At 59.3% G+C, this 22,406-nt stretch carries 26 protein-coding genes and 2 tRNA genes; 13 read left to right on the plus strand and 15 right to left on the minus strand.

What is annotated here, in order from left to right; translation table 11 throughout:
- The first annotated feature begins 168 nt into the window (after positions 1-168).
- The 5 genes from C6Y56_RS01445 to C6Y56_RS01465 all read left to right on the plus strand — a co-directional run bounded on the left by C6Y56_RS01445 (position 169) and on the right by C6Y56_RS01465 (position 3,900).
- On the plus strand, positions 169-1,455 hold the full coding sequence (locus C6Y56_RS01445; RefSeq protein WP_169428427.1) for an OprD family porin: 1,287 nt from the start codon (positions 169-171) through the stop codon (positions 1,453-1,455).
- A gap of 232 nt (positions 1,456-1,687) precedes the next feature.
- Positions 1,688-2,434: a 2OG-Fe dioxygenase family protein gene (locus tag C6Y56_RS01450; RefSeq protein ID WP_169428428.1), complete on the plus strand. Its 747-nt coding sequence runs from the start codon at positions 1,688-1,690 to the stop codon at positions 2,432-2,434.
- A 79-nt stretch (positions 2,435-2,513) separates the two neighbouring features.
- Positions 2,514-2,891, plus strand: a complete 378-nt coding sequence (locus C6Y56_RS01455) for a GNAT family N-acetyltransferase (RefSeq protein WP_096821986.1) — start codon at positions 2,514-2,516, stop codon at positions 2,889-2,891.
- Positions 2,888-3,604 carry an AzlC family ABC transporter permease gene (locus tag C6Y56_RS01460; protein ID WP_085702720.1) on the plus strand — a complete coding sequence of 239 codons (717 nt, stop codon included), beginning with the start codon at positions 2,888-2,890 and terminating at the stop codon, positions 3,602-3,604. The genes C6Y56_RS01455 and C6Y56_RS01460 overlap by 4 nt, the downstream gene beginning before the upstream one ends.
- Positions 3,583-3,900, plus strand: a complete 318-nt coding sequence (locus C6Y56_RS01465) for an AzlD domain-containing protein (protein ID WP_169428429.1) — start codon at positions 3,583-3,585, stop codon at positions 3,898-3,900. Before C6Y56_RS01460 ends, C6Y56_RS01465 begins: the two co-directional genes overlap by 22 nt.
- On the opposite strand, the gene C6Y56_RS01470 is transcribed toward C6Y56_RS01465, so the two are convergent.
- On the minus strand, positions 3,817-4,743 hold the full coding sequence (locus C6Y56_RS01470) for a LysR family transcriptional regulator (protein ID WP_169428430.1): 927 nt from the start codon (positions 4,741-4,743) through the stop codon (positions 3,817-3,819). The genes C6Y56_RS01465 and C6Y56_RS01470 overlap by 84 nt on opposite strands.
- 459 nt (positions 4,744-5,202) lie before the next feature.
- On the opposite strand from C6Y56_RS01470, the gene C6Y56_RS01475 reads away from it, so the two are divergent.
- From C6Y56_RS01475 to C6Y56_RS01500, 6 genes are all read left to right on the plus strand, one after another.
- The gene (locus tag C6Y56_RS01475; protein ID WP_085712741.1) at positions 5,203-5,493 is read left to right on the plus strand and encodes a type II toxin-antitoxin system RelB/DinJ family antitoxin; all 291 of its coding nucleotides are present in this window, start codon (positions 5,203-5,205) and stop codon (positions 5,491-5,493) included.
- Positions 5,459-5,773, plus strand: a complete 315-nt coding sequence (locus C6Y56_RS01480; RefSeq protein ID WP_169428431.1) for a type II toxin-antitoxin system YafQ family toxin — start codon at positions 5,459-5,461, stop codon at positions 5,771-5,773. The genes C6Y56_RS01475 and C6Y56_RS01480 overlap by 35 nt, the downstream gene beginning before the upstream one ends.
- Positions 5,774-6,099: 326 nt before the next feature.
- Positions 6,100-6,318, plus strand: coding sequence for a tautomerase family protein (locus tag C6Y56_RS01485; protein ID WP_007952610.1), 219 nt, complete (start codon positions 6,100-6,102; stop codon positions 6,316-6,318).
- On the plus strand, positions 6,315-6,959 hold the full coding sequence (locus tag C6Y56_RS01490) for a DsbA family oxidoreductase (protein ID WP_169428432.1): 645 nt from the start codon (positions 6,315-6,317) through the stop codon (positions 6,957-6,959). The genes C6Y56_RS01485 and C6Y56_RS01490 overlap by 4 nt, the downstream gene beginning before the upstream one ends.
- Before the next feature lie 33 nt (positions 6,960-6,992).
- Positions 6,993-7,703, plus strand: coding sequence for an SDR family NAD(P)-dependent oxidoreductase (locus C6Y56_RS01495; protein ID WP_169428433.1), 711 nt, complete (start codon positions 6,993-6,995; stop codon positions 7,701-7,703).
- Between the two features lie 202 nt (positions 7,704-7,905).
- Positions 7,906-8,136 (plus strand): hypothetical protein, encoded by a 231-nt coding sequence (locus C6Y56_RS01500; protein WP_169428434.1) that lies wholly within the window; start codon positions 7,906-7,908, stop codon positions 8,134-8,136.
- Positions 8,137-8,210: 74 nt separating this feature from the next.
- Here C6Y56_RS01500 and C6Y56_RS01505 read toward each other — a convergent pair.
- From C6Y56_RS01505 to C6Y56_RS01535, 7 genes are all read right to left on the minus strand, one after another.
- Positions 8,211-8,286 (minus strand) — tRNA-Thr (locus C6Y56_RS01505).
- Positions 8,287-8,362: 76 nt separating this feature from the next.
- Positions 8,363-9,178 (minus strand): FkbM family methyltransferase, encoded by an 816-nt coding sequence (locus C6Y56_RS01510; RefSeq protein ID WP_169428435.1) that lies wholly within the window; start codon positions 9,176-9,178, stop codon positions 8,363-8,365.
- A 342-nt stretch (positions 9,179-9,520) separates the two neighbouring features.
- Complete coding sequence (locus C6Y56_RS01515; protein ID WP_169428436.1) at positions 9,521-10,756, minus strand: methyltransferase; 1,236 nt, start codon at positions 10,754-10,756, stop codon at positions 9,521-9,523.
- Positions 10,737-11,426, minus strand: a complete 690-nt coding sequence (locus tag C6Y56_RS01520) for an ABC transporter permease (protein WP_169428437.1) — start codon at positions 11,424-11,426, stop codon at positions 10,737-10,739. Before C6Y56_RS01520 ends, C6Y56_RS01515 begins: the two co-directional genes overlap by 20 nt.
- Positions 11,423-12,118: an ABC transporter permease gene (locus tag C6Y56_RS01525; RefSeq protein WP_169428438.1), complete on the minus strand. Its 696-nt coding sequence runs from the start codon at positions 12,116-12,118 to the stop codon at positions 11,423-11,425. The genes C6Y56_RS01520 and C6Y56_RS01525 overlap by 4 nt, the downstream gene beginning before the upstream one ends.
- A 78-nt stretch (positions 12,119-12,196) precedes the next feature.
- Positions 12,197-12,946, minus strand: coding sequence for an ABC transporter substrate-binding protein (locus C6Y56_RS01530; RefSeq protein ID WP_169428439.1), 750 nt, complete (start codon positions 12,944-12,946; stop codon positions 12,197-12,199).
- A 13-nt stretch (positions 12,947-12,959) separates the two neighbouring features.
- Positions 12,960-13,733 (minus strand): ABC transporter ATP-binding protein, encoded by a 774-nt coding sequence (locus C6Y56_RS01535; protein ID WP_027922189.1) that lies wholly within the window; start codon positions 13,731-13,733, stop codon positions 12,960-12,962.
- A gap of 552 nt (positions 13,734-14,285) precedes the next feature.
- Here C6Y56_RS01535 and gabP point away from each other — a divergent pair.
- A complete protein-coding gene (gene gabP, locus C6Y56_RS01540) occupies positions 14,286-15,677 on the plus strand; it encodes a GABA permease (protein WP_169428440.1) in 1,392 nt (463 codons plus the stop codon).
- A gap of 70 nt (positions 15,678-15,747) precedes the next feature.
- Here the strand turns inward: gabP and C6Y56_RS01545 are convergent, their stop codons facing one another.
- Genes C6Y56_RS01545 through C6Y56_RS01555 form a run of 3 tightly spaced genes read right to left on the minus strand, consistent with a single transcriptional unit; the run spans position 15,748 to position 17,593 of the window.
- Entirely contained in the window at positions 15,748-16,200 is a 453-nt protein-coding gene (locus tag C6Y56_RS01545; protein WP_169428441.1) for a hypothetical protein, read from the minus strand.
- Between the two features lie 6 nt (positions 16,201-16,206).
- Positions 16,207-16,620: a hypothetical protein gene (locus tag C6Y56_RS01550; RefSeq protein ID WP_169428442.1), complete on the minus strand. Its 414-nt coding sequence runs from the start codon at positions 16,618-16,620 to the stop codon at positions 16,207-16,209.
- A 31-nt stretch (positions 16,621-16,651) separates the two neighbouring features.
- Entirely contained in the window at positions 16,652-17,593 is a 942-nt protein-coding gene (locus C6Y56_RS01555) for an alpha/beta hydrolase family protein (protein ID WP_169428443.1), read from the minus strand.
- Positions 17,594-17,857: 264 nt separating this feature from the next.
- Between C6Y56_RS01555 and C6Y56_RS01560 the strand changes: the two genes are divergently transcribed.
- Positions 17,858-18,307: a carboxypeptidase regulatory-like domain-containing protein gene (locus C6Y56_RS01560; protein WP_169428444.1), complete on the plus strand. Its 450-nt coding sequence runs from the start codon at positions 17,858-17,860 to the stop codon at positions 18,305-18,307.
- Between the two features lie 119 nt (positions 18,308-18,426).
- Here C6Y56_RS01560 and C6Y56_RS01565 read toward each other — a convergent pair.
- From C6Y56_RS01565 to C6Y56_RS01580, 4 genes are all read right to left on the minus strand, one after another.
- Positions 18,427-18,502, minus strand: a tRNA-Phe gene (locus C6Y56_RS01565).
- Positions 18,503-18,593: 91 nt separating this feature from the next.
- Complete coding sequence (locus C6Y56_RS01570) at positions 18,594-18,866, minus strand: oxidative damage protection protein (protein WP_085712761.1); 273 nt, start codon at positions 18,864-18,866, stop codon at positions 18,594-18,596.
- A complete protein-coding gene (gene mutY, locus C6Y56_RS01575; RefSeq protein ID WP_119428651.1) occupies positions 18,863-19,930 on the minus strand; it encodes an A/G-specific adenine glycosylase in 1,068 nt (355 codons plus the stop codon). Before mutY ends, C6Y56_RS01570 begins: the two co-directional genes overlap by 4 nt.
- A complete protein-coding gene (locus C6Y56_RS01580; RefSeq protein WP_169428445.1) occupies positions 19,927-22,158 on the minus strand; it encodes an AsmA family protein in 2,232 nt (743 codons plus the stop codon). The genes mutY and C6Y56_RS01580 overlap by 4 nt, the downstream gene beginning before the upstream one ends.
- Positions 22,159-22,406 lie beyond the last annotated feature (248 nt).

Below are 22,406 nucleotides of genomic sequence, written 5' to 3' on the forward strand. Positions count from 1 at the left end.
ATTCGGCCCAACGCCTGTGGCTAACCGCCATGACTCAAAATCAGGAGCAGGCCCGCCATGACATTGTCTTGAGCGGGTCTTTTTGTTTCGGGGTGAATAAAAGAGTGCAATAAGCGCCGTTTCAGCCGTTCGACACAGCGCGTTTCAACCCGCAATAAGGAAAACAAGATGTTGAACAAGCGAATCAGTTTGATCGCACTGGGGATGTTGAGTGCCACTTCGGCCATGGCTAACGACCAGGCCGAGTCCAAGGGTTTTGTTGAAGACAGCAGCCTCAAAGTGCTGCTGCGCAATGCCTACATCAATCGTGACTACAAAGACGGCAACCAGGACAAAGCGGAATGGGGCCAAGCGGCCATCGGTACGTTCTCGTCCGGTTTCACCCAGGGCACCGTCGGTGTCGGTGTGGATGCCTTCGGTCTGTACGCACTGCGCCTGGATGGCGGCAAGGGCCGCAGCGGTGCGGGCGGTATCGACTTCTTCAAGCGCGGTGACAGCGGTAACGCTGCCGACGACCTGTCGAAGGGCGGTGCAGCCGTCAAATTCCGTATCTCCAACACCGTACTGACCTACGGCGACCAGATGCCGGCCCTGCCGGTGCTGAGTTACGACAACGTGCGCCTGCTGCCGGAAAGCTACACCGGTACCTTGATCACCTCCAAAGAGATCAAAGGTCTGCAACTGGATGCCGGTCGTTTCACCGCCGAATCGCGGAAAAGCGCTGAAGGCCGTGACAGCGGTGGTCTGAAGTCGATCAACGTGTTGGGCGGCAGCTACCAGTTCACCGAACAGTTCAAGGCTGCGCTGTACGCTTCCGACGTCGAAGACGTGCTGAAGAAGCAATACGTGAACGCCAACTACGTGTTCCCGATCGACAAGGATCAGTCCCTGACCCTGGACTTCAATGGTTACCGCACCAAGCTGGACAACTCCTATGTCCGCGAAAACGGCGTAACCGGCGACGACAACAAGATCTGGAGCCTGGCAGCCACTTTCGCCACCGGCCCGCACTCGTTCACCGTGGCGCACCAGCGCTCCACCGGCGACAGCAACCTGGGTTACGCCTATGGCGGCTACCAGAAAGGCCAAGGTCGCGTGGGTGACGGTGGCAACACCATCTACCTGGCCAACTCCTACTGGTCGGACTTCAACGCTGAAGACGAGCGCAGCTGGCAACTGGGCTACGGCCTGGACTTCGGCGCATTCGGTGTTCCGGGTCTGAGCTACAACTTCGCTTACGTGCGTGGCGACAACATCACCACATCCACCAGCGAAGGCGGCACCGAGCGCGAAATCTTCAACCAGTTCAAGTACGTCGTGCAGAGTGGCCCGGCCAAGGACCTGAGCGTGAAAGTGCGTAGCTCGATCCTGCGTGTTTCGCAGAAATCCAGCGAATACAACGTCAGCGGCAACGAGTTGCGTGTGTTCGTGGATTACCCGATCAACATCTTCTGATGATCGATTGAAGCCGCGAAGCGCGTCAGAAAAACCCCGACTGGTTCGGGGTTTTTTTTGACGTTTTTTGCGAAAACAGCATAAAAACCCGTGTTTTTGTCATTTGAAATGCACTTTCAAGGCGTTTCAAATCGCGTTTCAAACAGCGCTTTAAATGCCTGAAATTCTTTCTCATGGACGCAAATTCTCCACCTAATAGATTAGGCCGTTCAATGCAGCGGAGAATTGGGTAATGATCGTTTTAACCAGAGAAGTGGGCGAATCGCTACGGCGCGACAAATACGCCAATGTGCAGGGTGCTGACTTCAATCTCTACGGTCATTTCGCCGACTTTGTCAGACTGACCAAAAGTTGGGAAAACATGGAGCCTGACAGTTACTACGGTCAGGCCGAAGCCGGCATGCGTTACCGTCGTTACAGCGACTTTGAATACAACCCCAAGACGCGCGAGCTGAAGCAGCTGGAACACCGCGCGTACGTGCAGTCCAAGGAGAACAACGCCTACGTGGGCGGCGTTGTGCGGCACTTCCAGGACTTCTCCGACGAAGTGATTACTTCGCCGGTGATGCGCAGCCTGATCGACACCGATTTCGAAGTGTACAAAAGCGTGTTGCCGGAAGAGTTGCACAATGAAATCTGGCAATGCCAGATCCATCAGATCCGCATCGAGATCAAACCCGGCAAACAACTGGAAATCACGCCGGAAGGCATCCACTGCGACGGTTACCCGTTCAGCGGTGTGCACTTCTGGGGTCGCAACAATGTCGAGGGGGCCGAAAGCCGCCTGTACGACATTCACGAGCAGCAACTGGCGTCGACCACCTACCAGGAAATTCTCGACACCACTTACTTCCTCGACCGCGACATGCGCCACTACGTCACGCCGGCGCGCAACACCCACTCCCATGCCATGGCGTACCGGCAGATTCTGGCGATTTCCTTCTCGCGGCCCGGGACCGCTTTCGACATTGTTCGCTAATCAGATCACCCCAATCGACGGCGTCGAGTGCTCGACGCCGGTGGTGCTGCGGCGTGCGACGGCCAAGGACGCGCAGCGCATGGAGCGTTTCTTCCGCCAGTTCGACGAAGTGTCGTTCTGTGAATGGCAGGACGCCAAATGCCTGCGCGGCGTGCTGATCCAGAAAACCACCACGGCCTATCTCGCCTTCGACGTCGAAGGCGAGATCGTCGGTGCGGTGCTGGGCGGCATGCTCGGCAGTCGCGGCACGATCAACCATCTGGCTGTCAGCGCGCGCTATCGCAGCCAGGGTGTGGGGCAGCGGCTGGTGGAAGCGGCGTCAGCCGACATGAAACGGGTCGGTGTGCTGCGGATGTTTCTGTTCGTTGACGATGCTAACCTCGCGGGCAAGCGTTTCTGGACGGCCCAGGGTTTTTGCGAGCCTCACGGCGAACGGACATTTGAGAGGGATCTATGAATGAAACATCCGGCAGTGCGCCGCTGATGGTCGACCGTCAGCCATCGCGCACCTTTGCCGAAGCCAGCCCGGTGGTGGCCGGCTACTTCACCGTGTCGTTCGTCTTCGGGCTGATGGCGGTCAACGCCGGGCTGCCGCTGTGGCTGCCGGTGGCCATGTGTCTGTTCGTGTATGCCGGGGCTTCGCAATTCGCGGCGCTGGCGCTGATCAGCAGCGGTGCGTCGCTGACCACCATCGTGCTGACCACATTTCTGATCAATGCGCGGCACATGCTGATGTCGGTCTACATGGCGAAGGCCCTGCGGGCGCTGGGTCTGAGCCGCATGGAGCGCTGGTGCTATGCCGGCGGGCTCACCGATGAGTCGTTCGCCTTTCACAGCGTCAAGCTGGGCACCGGGGCGCCGGTGAACATCCGTTATCTGATCGGCTTCAACCTGTTCTGCCACACCTCGTGGGTGATCGGCGGATTGCTCGGGGCCCTGTGTGCGCAATACGCTTCGCACCTGATCAAATACCAGCTCGACTACGCGCTGACCGCAATGATGCTCTACGTGCTGGTCTCGCTGTGCAACACCCGCAACAAACTCATCGCCGCTATGGCCGCAGTCGTCTGCATGGGCGCACTGAGTCTGGTGGGCAGCTCGCCGTTCAACGTTTTCATCGCCACGTTTGTGGGCTGTGGAGTGGGTGTATGCCTGACCAAACGTTCCTGATCCTGGTGGTCGCGCTGATGATGGCCGTGACCTTCCTGCCACGGGCCTTGCCGCTGCAGGTCAACACCGAGCACTGGCCGCCCTTCGTCGCCCGGGCGCTGGAATACCTGCCGGTGGCGATCGTCGCTGCGATCAGCCTGACCCCCTTGTTGATCAAGGAACAGCACATACAGCTCGATCGCCCGGAATTCTATGCAGCGATTCCGACGCTGTTATGTGCGTATTTCAGCAAAAACCTCTTTCTCAGTGTGGCGGTTGGGACGGCTGCGTACATTGCGCTCGGCTCGTTCATGTAACGGCAGGTCGACCACGTCGTTCAACGCCTGGCCGGACAGATCCGGGTTGTTCACCGCCAGGCGCACTTCGAGGAAATCCTCGAATCCGGGGAAAATCGTCAGGCCGTTCTTCTGTGCGGCCTCGCGGGAGACCATGCCGACCGCGTCCATCTGCGTGATGAGTGACAGGGTCAGCGTTTCGCTGCAGGAGTAAATCGTCCGCCGGCTGTTCTCGAAATTGCCCAGCCCGGCGTCGAGAAAACGCAAAAAGCTGTGGGAATACGGGCAATCTTCTGCAGGACGCACCTGAAACTTGTTGCCGAGCAACGTCAGCGGATCGTTCTCCTGACCGCAATGAGCGCCGACCACCTGTACCTGCACTTCCGGCAGGACAATGCTCGGCAACCCCGGACGCTGCGGGCCGATCAGCACCGCCAGGTCGAAGTCCTCGTTCTTCAGCTTGCTGAGATTTTCCATCGACTCGGCGTAGCTGAATTCCATCTGGTAGTCGGGGAACACATCGATCAAGCGCCCGATCAATCGTCGGTTGAAGTCCGGGTCCAGCGTGGTGTTCAACGCCACTTTCAACGTGCGCTGTCCCGGCACCTTCAGCGCCTCGACTTTCTCTTCCATCTGCCGCGTGGCAATCAGCACTCTGTCCATATAAGGCGTCAGCTCTGTGCCTTGCGGCGTCAGCGTCAGCCCCTTGTTGGAACGGCGAAACAAGCGGAAACCGAACTGTTCTTCGACCTTGTTCAACTGCGCGGCCAGGGCCTGCACAGTCAGGCACGAATGCTCGGCTGCGGCCGACAAGGAGCCGGTCTGCACGATGCGCATGAGGTTGCGTAAGGTTCTGCTATCCATGGGTAATGCCCTCTGAAGTGGGCTGGGTATTGTTGTGTACGTGGCAGCCTGAACGGCGCCATTTGCCGGCTATATTCCTGTACCTGAGCATAGTTGTCGCGCAATTAGTAGCGAATCGATGTCCCTGCCGATGGCTGGAGGCTGACACAGGATCGGGGTTTTTGGTGACGTGGGGGTGATTGGGGTCAAAAAAAGTGCACGGTTTGGGTGCGTCTGGGCAGATTCATCAAGAGAAACGACTGACAGGGTTCACACGTTATGCCTGCACGATGAGCAGATACATCTCAGGGGAATTGGCGATTGGGCTGATAGCAGACCGGTGTCAAAGCGGATGAAATAGTAGTGAGTTACGACGGTGGAGACCCGTGTATCAACTTCACATTGACCCAAAACGAATCCCCTGACCACAATGTAGAGGTAGCGCCGATGTAGCTACAAAATCACCATGAGGTAATTGAAATGGGTGCACTACTGAAAACCACCGATGTGCGTTGCCGCATTGATGAGGATTTGAAGGCGCGTGCCACTGAGGTTTTGAACGCTTGCGGGCTCAGTATTAGTGATGCCATGCGTCTGTTTCTTCGTCAGGTCGTGGCGACCCAAGGCTTGCCCTTTGAGGTGCGCGTCCCTTCAGAGAAGACCGCCCGCGCGATGATGGAAGCACGAGATATTCGCCAGCGTTTCGACTCGATAGATGAGATGCTGAGGGCTGCCGATGGCGAAACCGGAGAAAAGACAAAAACGCGCTGAGCGGCCTAAGCAGGCTTCACAAACGTCCGAGTTCAAGAAGTCCTGGGATCGTTACGAGCGTGCCGGGCGTCGAGATATGAATGAAGTTCGTAAGGTGATGGTCATGTTGTTTTTGGGCGAACAGTTGCCTGCGGAGTATGTGGATCATGCTCTAAACGGTGATTGGACTGGATTTCGCGAGTGTCACATCGGCGGTGACTTTTTGATGATTTACGAAAACACACGCCCAGATTTGATCACCTTCGTTGACTTGGGTACTCATTCCGAACTGTTCAAATAGCGCGCACAAAAAAGCCGACATCGCTGTCGGCTTTTTTGTTGAAGTCGCTCGATATTGTGCTCCCTCAAGCAGGGGAGAAGAGGTCGCACCCGAACGCTGATTTTCAGGTCATCAACGGGGTTCCTAACGCCGGCTATCGCCACCTGATGGCAGCCGGTTTCGCGCTCTTGAGGGGATTCTCTGTCACTGAACTTCGGCTTGTCAATTCATTACACCACCTCACAAATGAAGTACCCCACCCCTACTTTTTCCCCTCCCGGCACACGCCTACATTGAGCTCCAACACCTGACCATCATCCCGAGGGCAGGTCACTGGAGTAGTCGTCATGCCATTTGTCAGCGTACGCATCACCCGCGACGGCGTTACCCGCGAGCAGAAAGCTCAGGTGATCGCCGAAATCACTGAAACCCTGGAGCGCGTCCTCAACAAACGCCCGGACCTGACCCACATCGTGATCGAAGAAGTCGACACCGATAACTGGGGCTACGCCGGCATCACCACCACCGAATACCGCCGACAGCTGGCGGAACGGGGCCAGTCATGACCCCGACCGTGACCATCGATTTCGTTTCCGACGTGGTGTGCCCCTGGTGCGCACTCGGGGCGACGGCGCTGGAGCAGGCGATCGGCAATCTGGCCGGCGAGGTTTCGGTGGAGCTGACCTACAAGCCCTTCGAACTCAACCCGGACATGCCCGCCGAAGGTGAACCGGCGGTGCAGCACCTGATGCGCAAATACGGTCGCACCGCCGAAGACGTTGCCGCCGGCAAAAAGATGCAAATCGAGCGCGGCAAGGCCATCGGTTTCGAGTTCGACCTGGAGAAACGCACGCACTTTCACAACACCTTCGATGCCCATCGATTGCTGATGTGGGCAGCGCAGGAAGGGCGGCAAGTCGTGCTGAAAAAGATCCTGCTGCGCGCTTACTTCCGCGACGGCGACAACCCCAACGATCACCCGACGCTGATCCGTCTGGCGACCGAAGCGGGGCTGGAGGCGGCGAGGGCCCGCAAGGTGCTGGCCAGCGACGAATTCGCCAGTGAAGTGCGGCAACTGCAGGCGTTTTACCGACAGCACGGGATCAACTCGGTGCCCGCGCTGATCCTGAACGGTAAGCATCTGGTCTCCGGTTCGCAATCGGTCGAGTACTACGAACAAATGCTGAAACAACTGGCTAGCGCCTGATTCAACACCCACTTATTGATTGAGGATTTCATCATGAGCAATTCGAAAAAAACCGTCGTCATCACTGGCGCCTCCCAAGGTCTGGGCGAAGGCATGGTCAAGGCCTTCCGTGAATTGGGCTACAACATCGTCGCCACTTCGCGCTCGATCAAACCGTCGAACGATCCGCAGATCCTGACCATCGCCGGCGACATCGGCGACCCGGCCACCGCTCAACGCGTGATCAGCGAAGGCGTGGCCCGCTTCGGCCGCATCGACACCCTGGTCAACAACGCCGGCATCTTCGTCGCCAAACCGTTCACCGCCTACACCCCGGACGACTACGCGGCGGTGCTGTCGGTCAACCTCAACGGCTTCTTCTACATCACCCAACTGGCCATCGCCGAGATGGAAAAACAAGGCAAGGGCCACGTGGTCAATATCACCACCAGCCTGGTCGACCACGCCATCGACGGCGTGCCCTCGGTCCTCGCGTCGCTGACCAAGGGCGGCCTCAACGCCGCCACCAAATCCCTGGCCATCGAATACGCCAAACGCGGAATCCGGGTAAACGCGGTATCGCCGGGCATCATCAAAACGCCGATGCATGGCGCGGAAACCCACGCGGCGCTGGGGGCTCTGCATCCGGTTGGGCACATGGGCGAGATCGACGATATTGCGCAGGCGGTCGTGTATCTCGATAACGCGAACTTTGTAACTGGTGAGATTCTGCATGTGGACGGCGGGCAGAGCGCTGGGCATTGATTGATGCGATAACACAAAGCCCTTTCAGTGATGCGAGGGCTTTTTTGTGGGCGACGGTTTGTGGATCGTCATCGACCAGCGCCTTGCGAAGCTCCCGCGAGTTCAAGGGGAACTCAGTGAGCCTAAGCCTGAGGATATGCTGAGAGTCGTCTATTTTGATTAGAAACAGTTACTCGTGATCGTACGGTCGGGGAAGGACGTTATGGCGCAGTATAAGAACCTGGCTGGAGATTCAGGCGTGATTGCTTATGAACTAGGGCGGGGATCAATCACGATTCAATTCGCAAAGGGTGCTTACAGAACTTATCTTTATGATTCGCTCAAGCCCGGCGCTGTGATTGTGGCAGAGCTAATACGTTTGGCTGTGGCAGGGCAAGGTTTAAACAGTTACATCAACCGTTACGTGAAGAAGAATTACGCCAGCAGATGGTAAACGGTTAAACACAGGCCGTCATAATGCCGAGAAACAACAAAGCCCCTGCATTTCTGCAGGGGCTTTGTTTTGTATGGTGCCGGCACCAGGAATCGAACCCGGGACCTACTGATTACAAGTCAGTTGCTCTACCATCTGAGCTATACCGGCGTGTGGGCGACGATTATAGCGACTCGGGTGCTTCTGTAAACCCCTGAATTCAGACTATTTTTGCGTCCTCTGCGAATCACGCCCGGCGCAGGACGTTGCGCAGTTTTTGTACAGCGCGCCAGGTGCGGCTGTTTTGCATGGCGCGCAGTTCGGCTTCGGCGTGTTCGGCGCGTTGCAGGGCGGTTTCCAGGGCCGGGTTTACCGGGTGGGCGAGGTTGTGGCCTTTGCACAGCTGGAAGTTGTCGAGGTTGCACGGTGGCAGGTCGAACGCGGGTTTGAGGTTGATGTGTTCGTTGGCGAGGAAGAAGCTGTTGAGGCCGTCGAACAGGACGTTGGTGTAGCCGGCGTCGGTCACCAGGTGTTCCCAGGTGTGGTCGCGCTCCCATGGGGTTTCGATGAGGATGATCCAGGGGCGGAAGCGGCCGAAGTCCATCCCGCGCAGGACGGTTTCTTCGTGGCCCTCGACGTCGATTTTCAGGAAGTGGATCGGCCGCTCGGCGGCGTGTTCTTCGCAGATCGAGGTCAGTGTGCGTGCGGTGACGGTGAGGCTTTGCACGTCCATGCCGAGGTTTTTGCGCTGTTGCGCAACGACCGGGTCAGCGGTGGACAGGCCGGTGTCGGGAATGCCGTAGAAGGTCAGTTGGCCCGGCTGGTCGCTGGCCACGCATTGCAGCGTGGTGTCGCGGGGGCGATGGTGGCGGAGCGCGTCGTAATAGTTCTGCATCGGTTCGACATTGATGCCCTGCCAGCCGCGATCATAAAAGGCTTTGGTGACCGAGTCGTGGATCGGGTCATTGGCGCCGACGTCGATATAAAACCCGTTTTCAAAATACTGCAGGGCGCGCCAAAGGCGAACGTCCTCGAAATTCTGTGCGTAAGAAATGAACGTCACGGTCGCTTCCTGTCGGTCGATTTTTTCTTGTTCGGGCCTGCGCTACCTGCACGGCGTAGGTCTGTATAGCAAGGGTGGCTGGCCGGCGCAATTTTCCGTTCCCTGCGTCCATGATTCGGCGGATATGTCCTTTTGCTTGGGGGCTTATGCACAACAGGCTTTGAAGAGGGCGGGCTTAGAGGGGATTTTGTGAAAGGGTTCTCATTTGGTGCGCAAATCCCTGTTTTATCGGTTTTTTATTCATGTGAACAAAAAATGACCAAGGCTGTTAGTGGCCTGAAACAGGCGCGGATATGGGATCCAAGAGAAATCCATCAACAGAGTTATCCACAGGCTGTAAAATTACGGGCGCTCGGCCAGCAGCAGTAAATTACGCGGTGTGAGCGGCGTTTCGCAGAAGGTGCCGAGACGTACGACGTATCCCTGTTCGGTGAGGAAAAGTGCCCGATCAAGATTCAGCCAAAGCTCCAGCGGGCGTCGGAACAGTCCGCGCAGCAATTCCAGGTTGCGAACTTCGGCCAACCGCTGACAACCGGCGGCTTCGAGAGCTACCCAATCCGGCGAGCCGATTGTGGATAACTCTTTCAACGCTGCCAGGTCGCAGCAGTAATCGGCGAACGGTTTGTCCAGCCATGCGCTCGGCAGCGACGGCGTCGGCAGGTATTCGTCGGTGCCGCGTACTTGCCGCTGCAGCAAATCGAAAGCCAGCCGGCGGGCCATGGAAGTGTCGCGCTGACGTCGGACACGGGCACCGGCGGTGACGGTTTCGCTCATCGGCAGGGACAGATCTTCCAGCGACAGCTGTAGGGCAGAGTGCGAGCCGGCGGAAGATAACGCCTGATACTCCGCTCGATTGATCCGGTTATAGCAGCACGGAGCGATTGCCAACTGTCGGCAACCTGCGGCGCTGGCCAGTTGCATCAGCCGCACATGCAGATCACCACAAGCGTGCAGGGCAACAGGTGTGTGTTCGGCGTTCAGCAATAAAGCGGTGTTCGCGGCGAGTACATCCTGCTCGACATGCAGTGCGTGCAACTGATGACGCTGACTCAGTGCCTGACCGCTCGCGACCAGCGCTGGATCATATTCCAGGCAAGTGAGCTGCTGATCGGCACCGAGCAGACGCCGCCCCAAATGGCCTTTACCCGAACACCAGTCCAGCCAGTGCTTCGGTTGCGCGGCAAACGACAAGCGGCTGGCGAAGGCCTCGATCTGCTGCCATTTGCGCCCCGGTACATCGACATTCAGGCGATGGCCGGCAGCTTCCAGTGAGTGTGCAGGCAACTCACCCACCGCACTCAGTTCAAGCGACAACGCTGCCAATGAAGCAAAGGGCTCGGGTGCATCCAAAAGTTCGGCAGGGTTGTTGTGGGCGTTTTCCGCCTCTTCCAGCGATCGTCCGCGTAGCCACGAAGCCAGCTCCGGGCAGGATGCTTCCCAGGGTAGATGCAGATGAGTAAACGGGCGGGGTTTCCACAGCGCCTGATGCGTTGTGAGAAATGTATCCAGTGCGGTGAAGCGGGCGAGTAAGTCCTCGCCCGTCAGCACGTAAGAAGAGTCAGCGTCCCTGGCACGCATCGACGCGCAGCCAGCGTTCCAGCAGTTTGAAACCGCGAACCAGCACGTAGGCCATCACCAGGTAGAACAAGCCGGCAGCGAAGAAGATCTCCACCGGCAGGTAAGTACGGGCAATGATCGTGCGCGCCATGCCGGTCAGTTCCAGCAGCGTCACGGTGCTGGCCAGGGCGCTGGCCTTGAGCATCAGAATCACTTCGTTGCTGTAGGCCGGCAGGCCGATGCGCGCAGCACGCGGCAGGATGATGTAGAACAGCGCTTTCGGCCGGGACATGCCCAGAGCCCGCGCCGCTTCGATTTCACCCGGCGGAATGGCCTGGATTGCGCCGCGCAGGATCTCGGCGATGTACGCCGCGGTGTGCAGCGTCATGGTCGCGGTCGCGCACCAGAACGGATCACGCAGGTACGGCCACAGCGAGCTGCTGCGTACCGCGTCGAACTGCGCCAGGCCGTAATAGACCAGGAACAGTTGAACCAGCAACGGCGTGCCACGGAAAAAGAAGATGTAGGCGTAGGGCAAAGCGCGCACGTACCACAGCTTCGAAGAGCGGGCGATGCCCAGCGGGATCGCCAGCAGCAGACCGGCGATGACTGCGATGGCCACCAGTTCCAGAGTCAGGGTCGCGCCCTGCGCCAGTTTCGGCAGCCACTTGATAATGACTTCCCAGTTCATTGAGCGCTCCTCGCGAAGCCGCGTGCGGCGCGTTTTTCCAGGAAGTGCATGCCTGTCATCGCCAGCACCGTCAGGCACAGGTACATGAGGGCGGCGACCATATAAAAGGTGAACGGCTGTTTGGACACGGTCACGCCGATCTGTGCGTGACGCATGATTTCTTCCAGGCCGATGACCGACACCAGGGCGGTGTCCTTCATCAGGATCATGAACAGGTTACCCAGACCGGGCAGGGCGATGCGCCACATCTGCGGCATGATCAGCTTGGTGAAGATCCGCCATTTCGACAGGCCCAGGGCCACACCAGCCTCACGGTGCCCTTTGGGAATGGCGAGAATCGCACCACGAAACACTTCCGTGGCGTAGGCGCCGAAGCACAGGCCCAGCGCGATGACGCCGGCGGCGAAGGCGCTGAGTTCCAGATCGGGATTGCCGAAGAACTCCCCGAGCGCGCGCATCGCATTGACCGTACCGAAGTAGATCAGCAATACCCAGAGCAATTCCGGGACGCCGCGTACCAGGGTCGAATAAGTGCCGCCAAGCCATTGCAGCGGCTTGTACGGGGAAGTCTTGGCCAGGGCGCCGAGCAGACCGAGCACCAGCCCGAGACACAGAGCCGTAAGTGCCAGTTTGACGGTCATCAGCGCACCGGCGGCGAGCGCCGGGCCGAATCCGTAGAGGTCGATAATCATGGATTTCTTTTCAAATCGCGGCAGGCAAGGCCGGGAGCCTGCACCGTCAGAGCACGGTGCAGGTCCCGCAGGTCAGGATCAGTAGATGCTGAACGGGAAGTACTTGTCGTTGATCTTCTTGTAGGTACCGTCGGCAACGATTTCCTTCAATGCGGCGTTCAGCTTCTCGCGCAGCGGGTCACCTTTGCGCACGGCGATGCCGATCTTGTCGCTTTCCACGACCGCGTTGCCCTTGAACTCGTAGTTCTTGCCTGCGTCGGTTTTCAGCCAGTCATAGTTGGCGTACTTGTCGGCCAGAATCGCGTCGACACGACCGGACGTCAGGTCCAGGTAGGCGTTTTCCTGAGTGTCATAGAGCTTGACTTCGATATCGCTACCGTAAGTGTCTTCAAGCCAGGTGCCGGCCAGGGTCGCGCGTTGCGTACCGATGATCTTGCCTTTGAGCGAGTCCTTGTCGGTTTTGAAATCGACGTTTTTCGGCGCGATGAACTGCAGCTTGTTCGAGTAGTACGGGTCGGTGAAGTCCACCGCGCCCTTGCGCTCGTCGGTGATCGACAGCGAGGAAATCAGGAAGTCGAACTTCTTGGCGTTCAGGGCCGGGATGATGCCGTCCCAGTCGGAAGTCACGACGCTGCATTCGACTTTCATCTTGGCGCACAGGGCGTCGCCGATGTCTTTGTCGAAACCGACGACCTGGCCACTGGCGTCTTTATTGTTGAACGGCGGGTAAGCGGCTTCGATGCCCATCTTCAGGGTCTCGGCCATGGCGCCGGCGCTGAACGCCAGGGAGACGGCGGCGGCCAGGAAGACCTTTTTGTAGTTCTGCATGCGGGTAGCTCCGTTAGCGGTTGCTGGACATGAATTGTTTGCAGCGCGCCGAAAGCGGGTTGTCGAACACCTGCTGTGGCGATCCTTGCTCTTCGACCAGGCCCTGGTGGAGGAATACCACTTCACTGGACACCTGACGGGCGAACCCCATTTCGTGGGTCACGAGCAGCATGGTGCGGCCTTCTTCGGCCAATGCGCGGATGACATTAAGTACTTCCTGGACCATTTCCGGGTCAAGGGCGGAGGTGGGCTCGTCGAACAGGATCACCTTGGGCTGCATCGCCAGTGTGCGGGCAATCGCCGCGCGCTGTTGCTGGCCGCCGGACAGCTGCGCCGGGTAGGCGTGGCGCTTGTCGGCGATGCCGACCTTGGCCAGCAGGGCTTCGGCGACTTCGATGGCTTCGGCCTTGCTCTGGCCGAGCACGCGGCGCGGGGCTTCGATGATGTTGTCGAGCACACTCATGTGCGGCCACAGATTAAAGTTTTGAAATACAAAACCAATCTCGGAGCGCAGGCGATTGATCTGCTTGCCGTCGGCGGCAACCAGTTCGCCATTCTTGGCGGCCTTGAGCTTGAGTTCTTCGCCGGCGACCAGGATCTGGCCCTGGTGCGGGTTTTCCAACAGGTTGATGCAACGCAGGAACGTGGACTTGCCGGAACCGGAGGAACCGAGGATCGAGATCACATCGCCGTCGCGGGCGGTCAGCGAGATGCCTTTGAGCACCTCAAGCTGTCCGTAGCGTTTGTGCAGGTTGCGGATTTCAAGCGCGGGCGTGGCCTCAGCCATGTGCGTTCCTCATATATGTTGCGCTCCAGCTGTTGGTTGGCCTTCCTGGCGAGGCGGCCAAGCTAGCATAGCGTTTCAATGGCAGCCAACAGCGCTACGAGCGGTAAACGGATGGCGTGTGGCAGGTTGTCGCATCAGCGCAGCAGACTGTCGCCCCGTCAACAACCGAACGGGCGTTTGACGTTGATTCCCGTGGGTGTCGCGTAAAAAAAGGCGCGATGTTGCCACCTTTGGCGGGGTGTTGGAAGCGCTATCCGGCCGAACGTTCCTCATTCGCCCTTTTATTGTGCATCCCGCACTTTTTCAGTGTGTTTCTGGTGCGCCCGTTCGTTTTGAAAAGTGAGTCGCAGGGTAACGCTTTGGCGAAAGGCCAGTATTCTCAAGGACTTGCGATGACTGTCCGGTCGTACTGAAAACCGCGGGCCAGAAGACTTTGAAACATTTTGGCGCAATTATTGCGTGCAGAATCTGGAACGCCCCGTTGGATTCTTTTTACGAGAAGGAACGCCAGACGGGCCGGACGCAATCGCTTTCCTCGCAAAGGTAGTTCCAATGAGCAGTACCCAAAGCTCCAATGGCCTCGAACAGGGGCTCAAACCGCGTCATGTGACCATGCTGTCGATCGCCGGTGTGATCGGTGCAGGTCTGTTCGTCGGCTCCGGCCACGCGATCGCCGCCGCCGGCCCGGCCGTGCTGCTGGCCTACGCCGCTGCCGGCATGCTGGTTGTGCTGGTCATGCGCATGCTCGGCGAAATGGCCGTTGCCTCGCCGGATACCGGCTCCTTCTCGACTTATGCCGACCGCGCCATCGGTCATTGGGCCGGTTTTACCATCGGCTGGTTGTACTGGTGGTTCTGGGTTCTGGTGATCCCGCTGGAGGCCAACGCCGCCGCGACCATCCTGCATGCCTGGTTCCCGAGCGTGGAGATCTGGGCCTTCGCGCTGATCATCACCATGCTGCTGACGGTGACCAACCTGTTCAGCGTAAAAAACTACGGTGAGTTCGAATTCTGGTTCGCCCTGCTCAAAGTCGTGGCGATCATCGGTTTCATCATTCTGGGTGTGGCGGCGATTTTCGGTTTCCTGCCGAACAGCCAGGTGAGCGGTGTGTCGCACATTTTTGACACCCAGGGCTTCCTGCCAAACGGCCTGGGCGCTGTATTGGGCGCGATCCTGACCACCATGTTTTCCTTCATGGGTACCGAGATCGTGACCATCGCGGCCGCGGAATCGAAGAACCCTGGCAAGCAGATTTCCAAGGCCACCAACTCGGTGATCTGGCGGATCGGTTTGTTCTACCTCGTATCGATTTTCATCGTCGTGGCCCTGGTGCCATGGAACGATCCAGCGCTGGCCAGCCTTGGCTCCTACCAGACTGTGCTTGAGCGCATGGGCATCCCGAACGCCAAGATGATCGTCGATATCGTGGTGCTGGTCGCTGTGACCAGTTGCCTGAACTCGGCGCTGTACACCTCTTCGCGCATGCTGTTCTCCCTCGGCAAACGTGGCGATGCCCCGGCCATGGCGACCCGCACCAACAAGAGCGGCACCCCTTACTGGGCGGTGATGCTGTCCACAGGCGCAGCGTTCCTGTGCACCTTCGCCAACTACGTGGCTCCGGCTGCGGTGTTCGAGTTCCTGTTGGCCAGCTCCGGCGCCATCGCGCTGCTGGTGTACCTGGTGATCGCGATTTCGCAACTGCGCATGCGTAAGCAGCGCATGGCTCGCGGTGAAAAAATCGTCTTCAGCATGTGGCTGTTCCCGGGCCTGACCTACGCGGTGATCGTGTTCATCGTGGCGGCCCTGACCATCATGTTGTTCCAGGACGCCCACCGCGTGGAAATCCTCGCGACGGGCCTGCTGAGCCTGGTAGTTGTTGCGACCGGCATGCTCGTGGCGCGTCGTCGCAAGGCAGAAAAGCGTGGTGCGGTGGTGTTGAACTGATCCGGATCGCGTAATGCAAAACGGCCGCTGTCAGCGATGACAAGCGGCCGTTTTTGTTTGCGGGCGAGGTTTATTCGCTCTTCTCTTCAGGCGCTTCGAGCGACTGGCCGTAAGTATCCAGTGCCATCCCGAAATCGGTGATGAACTGCGGCTCGCTCAACCAGGCCTGGGCTGTCTCGCGATCCATGCCATCGGCCCACATGCGATAGTCGATCAGCATGTCGGCGGCCAGGTGGGTGGCGGCCATGCCTTCGTCGTCGGCGTTTTCCATGTCCAGCAGTTCAGGATGGTCGACGATGATGAACGCCAGCTCGCGCAGCAGGGTCAGCAGCATGTCGTTGCGGCTGACGGCTTCGGCGTCGCGCATCTTGCTGAACATCGCCAGGGTGTATTCCGGGATCGGCTCGGCCAGGTGACCGAGGTCATCGTCCAGGGCCAGGGGTTTGCGGCCGACCATGCGGATCTGCTTGGCCTTGGCCTTGGCGCGTTTGGCGCGTTTCTGTTGCTTGTTCAGGGATGCCATGGGAACTCAGTCTTTCTGTTGGGTTTGTGCGGCGATCGCGTCGGACGCGGCCACATAGTCTTTCTGGAAGTCAGGCGACTCGATCCACGCCAGGGCACCGGCCTCGTCGGTCTCGGTGGACCACTGGCGGTACTCGATCAGTGCGGCGAGGATGAAATCCATCGCGCCTTCTTCACCTTCCTGTTCATACACCAGCTCCAGCAGCGGGTCCTCAAGGAATGCCGTGCACATGGCCTGCTGGCTGATCTTCTCGGCGTCGATCATTTTCTTGAACAGTTCGGTCAGGTCCACCGACTCGAAATCGATGCGGTCGTCGTTCGGGTCCAGTTCGACCGGTGCCTCGGCGCGTTTGGTGCGGTTCTGCCTGGCCTTGGTCTTGGCCCGGGCGGCGCGTTTTTGCTGCTTGTTGGCGGAAGCCATGGTGTGTGTTCCGTGATGCGTTGGAGGGGACTCAACTGCGCGGCACTTGCCGCCCCGGTGTATCGGGGGCCAGTGCGCCGGTCTGCAGCCAGGTCAGCGCGATGGGCCATAGTGTGGCTTGGTATGCGCTGCGAAAAAAGGCGAAATGTCCGACTTCTTGTTCGCCGATGTCCTGCGGCTCGATTCGCAGGTGGGTCTTTTGCGCGTTGTGGAAGTAATCGAGCAGGCGTTCGATGGCGGGAATCGTGCCGTAGGGATCGTCGCTGATGCTGATTGCCAGGGCTTTGGCCCGGACGTTGGCGAAGGGCAAGTCGGCGATTGTTCTACCGCTCGGGCGCCGCTCATAACGTGCGTCGGGCGTGCTCCAGTCGCGGACCACGCCAGCGGGCGTGTCTTCCAGCCAGCCAAGTCGCTTGCCCGGAAAATAGCCACAGAACAGCGTGACCAGCGGCATCAGCAGGTGCCATTTGCCGAACATCCGCCAGCGGTGCTCGGGCGCGTAATCGCGCCAGTAAGCGAACTGCGCGCCGACCGTCACCAGTCGTCGGATCAGATGTCCGGATGCCCCCAGGCCTGCTGCACAGCCACCGAAACTGTGCCCGACCACATCGATCGGCTGACCGGGAAACTCCCGCTGTGCTCGTTTGAGAATCGCCTCGAAATCCAGCGCGCCCCAATCCGTCCATGAAGCCTGCAAATGCCTCATCGACTTTGGCCGCGACTCACCAATGCCCCGGTAGTCGTAAATGATCACGTCGAAGCCGTTGGCGAACAGATACGCCGCGAAGCGCGAGTAGTGGCGGCAGCGCACGGACGTGGCGGCGTTGATGATCACCAGCGGGCGCTGTGGATCAGGAGACGCGTGACGCCAGGTGAAACCGCCGAGCAAATAGCCGTCGGCGGCGGGCTCGTGGAAGGGCTCGCTTTCCGCTGACAGCTGACTGAGTGGCAGTGTCGCGCTTTGTAGGTTCATGGCGATCCAGACTTTCGGGGACGGTTCGAGGATGAACTTCAAGCGGGTGGGTATGCAACGAATCGGAACGCAGTGAGTACCAAATGTGCAGGTTGATCAGGCAATCGCTAATTCGAGACGCAATGCGGCGCGAATCGTTGGTGGAGTTTTCTGTAGTCCTTTTCGTATCTACCGCAACTCCCAATCGTTCTAAAACTCACCTCACGAGACAAAATCTAAAAAGAGGTAACGATTGGGTTCCGCGAGAGCCCGGGAGTCGTCCTCATGAAACGCGTTCTTAAATTCGTGCTGCCCGTTGCCGCTGCGGCGGTGTTGCTGTTTCCGCTCATGACGCAGGCTGCAAGTCTGGAGCCGATCGACAATTCCGCTGTGCAGGCTCAGCAGCAAGAGCAAAACGGTATTCGCTATCTGGCCGGCGGGATTGGCCTGGATGAGTCGAAAGCCATTCAGCAATCCGCTGGCTACAACCTGCACATGACCTTCGCCGTCGGCATGCAAAACCTGTACACCGCCGATGTCGATGTGATGATCCAGAAAGCCCCCGGCCAAACCGTGCTGACGCTGAATCAGACCGGGCCATTGGTGTATGTGCAGTTACCGCCCGGCAAGTACACGGTCGTCGCTACCCGCAATGGTGAAACGCGTCGGGATGCGGCCGAAATAGGCGGCGGTGCAGCGCGCAATCTGGTGTTCCACTGGAACGACAACAGCTAGGGACGTTGCCGGTCGCGCCGGGATGGCGCGACCGTTGCCGATGCGTCCCTGAATCAGGCCGTCATCAAATCGCAGGCATAAAAAAACCCTGAATCTTGCGATTCAGGGTTTTCGGTATTTGGTGCCCAGAGACGGAATCGAACCGCCGACACGGGGATTTTCAATCCCCTGCTCTACCGACTGAGCTATCTGGGCAACGGGGCGCATTAAAAGGGTTTTTCGGATTTACGTCAACGACTTTTTTAAAATTTCTTAAATTAATTCCGTCGCTTACGAAATCCGGGGGTTATTCGGCCGGTGGAACGTAGCCTTCGGCCTGGGCGTATTCCTCGCCGGAGAAGTACTTGTCCATTTCGCCCTGCAGATATTTGCGGTCTTCGGCGTTCATCATGTTCAGGCGTTTTTCGTTGATCAGCAGGGTCTGGTGTTTCTGCCAGTCGGCCCAGGCCTTGGCCGAGACGTGTTCGAAGATGTCCTGGCCCTTGGCGCCCGGGTACGGCGGGCGCTCCAGACCTTCGAGTTGTTCTTTGTACTTGCGGCACATTACGGTGCGGGTCATGTCGACTCTCCTGCATTCAAGACGGCGGCCGCGCGTTCGAGCAAGGTCTTGACCGGGGCGGCGAGGCCCAGGCGCGGCGGGGTGGCGAGGTTATACCAGAGCCAGTCGGCCTCGGCCACGTGACCGCCGGCTTCCTGCACCTGAACCAGCCAGGGTTCGATGGACAGCTGGAAATGGCTGAAGGTGTGGACAAGGCTCGGCAGCGCCTGCTGCTCGCCCAGTTCCAGCGAGTGCTGCGCGGCGAGGTGTTGCAGGTCGTCGAGGTCGTCGAGTTCCGGCAGGCTCCACAAACCGCCCCACAATCCGCTGGATGGGCGACGATAAAGCAGAATCGCGCCGTCCTCGTTGGCCAGCAGCGGCATCAGCGTGCGCTTCTGCGGGATGGCCTTGCGCGGCTTGGGGATCGGGTAACGCGTTTCCAGGCCGAGCATGTGCGCTTCGCAGCCCTTCTTCAGCGGACACAGCAGGCAGCTCGGCTTGCTGCGGGTGCACAGCGTGGCACCCAGATCCATCATCGCCTGGGTGTAGGCGTTGACCCGATCCTGCGGCGTGAAGCGCTCGGCGTTGGCCCACAGTTGTTTGGCGACCTTCGGCTCGCCGGGGTAGCCTTCCTGTGCGGTAAAGCGCGCGAGCACCCGTTTGACGTTGCCGTCGAGGATTGGCGCGCGCAGGCCCATGCTGATGCTGGCAATCGCGCCAGCAGTGGACAGGCCGATGCCCGGAAGATCCGTGAGTTTCTCGACATCGCGGGGAAATTCGCCGCCGTACTGGCTGACGACGATCTTCGCGGTCTTCTGCAGATTGCGCGCGCGGGTGTAGTAACCCAGGCCCGTCCACAGGTGCAGCACTTCGTCCTCCGGCGCTTCGGCCAGGGCTTCGACCGTCGGCAGCGCGGCCATGAACCGGTCGAAGTAATTGAGCACGGTGCTGACCTGGGTCTGCTGCAACATGATCTCGGACACCCACACCCGATACGGGTTGATGTTCTGTTGCCAGGGCAAATCATGGCGGCCGTGACGGTCGAACCATTCCAGCACCGCCGTGGAAAACTGCTCCGCTCTCATCGCTTGAACAGCCCCTTCAATGCGTTTTTCAATTCAGGGCTGACTTTGTCGCCCAGTTTCTCGTCGATTTTTTCGCTGAGCTTGTCGCCGGCCAATTTGGTCGCGACCTGGCCGAGGCGCTCGTTATCCACACGACAAGCCTTGGCGCCGAGCTCCAGCGGGCCACGGCAGCGCAGCGGCCACTCGATGCCGACGAATTTCTCGCCGACCTGGCAGGCCGGGTCCGGCATGGCGCTGGTATCGCCTTCGACGATGATGCCGACGCGATAGTCCATACCCAGCACTTTCAGGTCGATGTCGCCGTCACCGTTGACGGTCATGCCAGGGATGCGCACTTTCAGGTCCGGGTTGTTGGCCACACCGTTGCGCAAGGTCAGGTTGCCCTTGAGTTCCTGGAACGGCGTGTCCTTGCCCCGCGGTTCGCCGCTCAGGGATTTGCGGTTGAGGGTGGCGATGCCTTTGCACAGTTGCTGTTCGAGGTTGGCATTGAGCAACACGCCGTTGTTGATCACGAAACTGGCGTTGCCGTTGAGGGTGTCGATCAGCGCCTGCTGGCTGTTCCCGCTACCGGTGACGGTGCTGGTGAGGTTCACCAGGCCTTTGACCGGCGGGTTCTTGCCCTGGCTTTCGAGGATTTTTTCCACCGGCACGCGGTTGATCCGGGTTTGCAGATTCAGTACCGGCGCGGTCTGGCGCACGTCCAGCGTGCCCTTGGATTCGAAGTCGCCGTTGTACAGCTCGCCGCGCAGGTTCTCCAGAGTCAGCAGGCCGCCCTGGCCGGTGGCTTTCAGTGCGGCGTTCTGGATCGGTAATTTATCGAGGGTCAACTGGCCGAAGGTCAGGTCGGCGTTCACGTCCAGTTTGCTCAGGCGCTCCACCGGGAACAGTCGCTCGGTGCTCCAGGCACTTTTGCTCGGTTTGTCCGGCAGCGGGGTGCTGCCGGCGCCGGCCATGGCATCGGCTTCGGTGCTGGCGACTTCGGTCTGGCGTGCCTGAGTGGCGCTGGCGGCTTTTTCCGATTTCGGCGGCAGGTAGCGGTCGACGTTGAAGGTGTCGGCCTTGAGGATCGCTCGCAGCGATTGCCTGGCGAAGTCTTCGACGGCGATGCGGCCGCTGAAGTTGCTGTCGTCGAGTTTCAGGTTGATGTTGTCCAGCGCCAGGCTGGTCGGTGTGGCAGCGACACGGCTGACCAGCTCGACCTTGCTCAGGCTGCCTTCGGCCATGGCCGGCAGGGTCTGGCCGATGCTGTCGACGAACTTCGCCAGATCGAACTGGGCGATGGAAATCGCGCCAGTGATCTGCGGCGTCTTGTCGAGATCGTTGGCCTTCAGCTCGCCCAAGGCGCGCAACTGGTTGGCGGAAATCTTGATCCCGGTCCATTCGGCGACGTTTGCAGCCTTGTCGAGCAACATCTGCCCCTGGGCGGAGAACGTCATGGCTTTGCCCTGCAGGGGATCACCGGTCAGTTCGCCGGACAGCTTCAGGTCTTCGAACTTGTAACGTTGCAGGGCGCGCTCGATGCGCAGCTCACCATTGAGCTCGGTGCGCACTCGCAGCACGGGCTGATTGGTGCTGAGGAATGCCGTGGCTTTGAGCGGAATGTTGGTCGAGTCGTGTACCGCGCCGGTGCTCAACTGGATGCTTTCGGCGCTGAACTGCTTGCCGGTCTGCTCGTCGTTGTATTCAACGCGGGCGTTGTTGACGGTCAGGCTGTCGATGTCGAGGCGAATCGGCTGCGGCGGTTTTTCCGGCTGGGCAGGTGTTTCGGCGACCGGTTCGCCAGCGGCAACAGGCGGGGTGCTGCCCGGCGCGGGCGCTGCAGCCGGCAGCTTGCCGATGTCTTCCCAGTTGCCGTGACCGTTCTTGTCACGGTTCAGGCGCAGGTTCAGACCTTCGACACGCACATCACTCATCTGCACTTCACGGCGCAGCAACGGCAGCACGCGTACCGACAGGCCGAGCATCTGCAGATCGGCATACGGTTCGTCAGGCTTGATCAGGGTGGCGACGCTGGCCTCGTGCAATTCCAGGCCGAGCCATGGGAACAGGCTCCAGCCGATATCGCCATTGAGCGTCAGCTCGATGTGGGCCTTGTCGCGGGCTATCTGGCGGATCTCGTCTTTGTAGTCGTTGGGATCGAAGAAGTGGGTCAGGGCGAAGCCCGCCGCCACAATGATCAGCAACAGCCCGAGAAGTACCAGACCCAGGATTTTGCCGAACGCTTTCATGGGCGAGTCCTTGTAGTTAGTCGAATTCATAATTTAGCCGGGGAGTATAGCGCTGCATGACCCTGTGCTGGTGCGGTGTCCAGAGGAACCTGTCGATCCGCGGCGTGCAGCGCTTCGACAACGGTCGGCGGGAGGGTTCCCCGGTCATCTGAGATCAGATGACTCAAAAAAGGTGATATCAGTTTGGTTTTTCTGTCACGTGCAGATGGTAACCTTCGCCCGTTCGTCCGTCCCTCTGCGACTTTTGG

This window comes from Pseudomonas fluorescens (assembly GCF_012974785.1).
GTDB lineage: Bacteria > Pseudomonadota > Gammaproteobacteria > Pseudomonadales > Pseudomonadaceae > Aquipseudomonas > Aquipseudomonas fluorescens_BT.

Coding starts and splice junctions, on each gene's coding strand:
- C6Y56_RS01445 (WP_169428427.1), top strand. CDS start 169: ATGTTGAACAAGCGAATCAGTTTGATCGCACTGGGGATGTTGAGTGCC.
- C6Y56_RS01450 (WP_169428428.1), top strand. CDS start 1,688: ATGATCGTTTTAACCAGAGAAGTGGGCGAATCGCTACGGCGCGACAAA.
- C6Y56_RS01455 (WP_096821986.1), top strand. CDS start 2,514: ATGGAGCGTTTCTTCCGCCAGTTCGACGAAGTGTCGTTCTGTGAATGG.
- C6Y56_RS01460 (WP_085702720.1), top strand. CDS start 2,888: ATGAATGAAACATCCGGCAGTGCGCCGCTGATGGTCGACCGTCAGCCA.
- C6Y56_RS01465 (WP_169428429.1), top strand. CDS start 3,583: ATGCCTGACCAAACGTTCCTGATCCTGGTGGTCGCGCTGATGATGGCC.
- C6Y56_RS01470 (WP_169428430.1), bottom strand. CDS start 4,743: ATGGATAGCAGAACCTTACGCAACCTCATGCGCATCGTGCAGACCGGC.
- C6Y56_RS01475 (WP_085712741.1), top strand. CDS start 5,203: ATGGGTGCACTACTGAAAACCACCGATGTGCGTTGCCGCATTGATGAG.
- C6Y56_RS01480 (WP_169428431.1), top strand. CDS start 5,459: ATGGCGAAACCGGAGAAAAGACAAAAACGCGCTGAGCGGCCTAAGCAG.
- C6Y56_RS01485 (WP_007952610.1), top strand. CDS start 6,100: ATGCCATTTGTCAGCGTACGCATCACCCGCGACGGCGTTACCCGCGAG.
- C6Y56_RS01490 (WP_169428432.1), top strand. CDS start 6,315: ATGACCCCGACCGTGACCATCGATTTCGTTTCCGACGTGGTGTGCCCC.
- C6Y56_RS01495 (WP_169428433.1), top strand. CDS start 6,993: ATGAGCAATTCGAAAAAAACCGTCGTCATCACTGGCGCCTCCCAAGGT.
- C6Y56_RS01500 (WP_169428434.1), top strand. CDS start 7,906: ATGGCGCAGTATAAGAACCTGGCTGGAGATTCAGGCGTGATTGCTTAT.
- C6Y56_RS01515 (WP_169428436.1), bottom strand. CDS start 10,756: ATGCGTGCCAGGGACGCTGACTCTTCTTACGTGCTGACGGGCGAGGAC.
- C6Y56_RS01520 (WP_169428437.1), bottom strand. CDS start 11,426: ATGAACTGGGAAGTCATTATCAAGTGGCTGCCGAAACTGGCGCAGGGC.
- C6Y56_RS01525 (WP_169428438.1), bottom strand. CDS start 12,118: ATGATTATCGACCTCTACGGATTCGGCCCGGCGCTCGCCGCCGGTGCG.
- C6Y56_RS01530 (WP_169428439.1), bottom strand. CDS start 12,946: ATGCAGAACTACAAAAAGGTCTTCCTGGCCGCCGCCGTCTCCCTGGCG.
- C6Y56_RS01535 (WP_027922189.1), bottom strand. CDS start 13,733: ATGGCTGAGGCCACGCCCGCGCTTGAAATCCGCAACCTGCACAAACGC.
- gabP (WP_169428440.1), top strand. CDS start 14,286: ATGAGCAGTACCCAAAGCTCCAATGGCCTCGAACAGGGGCTCAAACCG.
- C6Y56_RS01545 (WP_169428441.1), bottom strand. CDS start 16,200: ATGGCATCCCTGAACAAGCAACAGAAACGCGCCAAACGCGCCAAGGCC.
- C6Y56_RS01550 (WP_169428442.1), bottom strand. CDS start 16,620: ATGGCTTCCGCCAACAAGCAGCAAAAACGCGCCGCCCGGGCCAAGACC.
- C6Y56_RS01555 (WP_169428443.1), bottom strand. CDS start 17,593: ATGAACCTACAAAGCGCGACACTGCCACTCAGTCAGCTGTCAGCGGAA.
- C6Y56_RS01560 (WP_169428444.1), top strand. CDS start 17,858: ATGAAACGCGTTCTTAAATTCGTGCTGCCCGTTGCCGCTGCGGCGGTG.
- C6Y56_RS01570 (WP_085712761.1), bottom strand. CDS start 18,866: ATGACCCGCACCGTAATGTGCCGCAAGTACAAAGAACAACTCGAAGGT.
- mutY (WP_119428651.1), bottom strand. CDS start 19,930: ATGAGAGCGGAGCAGTTTTCCACGGCGGTGCTGGAATGGTTCGACCGT.
- C6Y56_RS01580 (WP_169428445.1), bottom strand. CDS start 22,158: ATGAAAGCGTTCGGCAAAATCCTGGGTCTGGTACTTCTCGGGCTGTTG.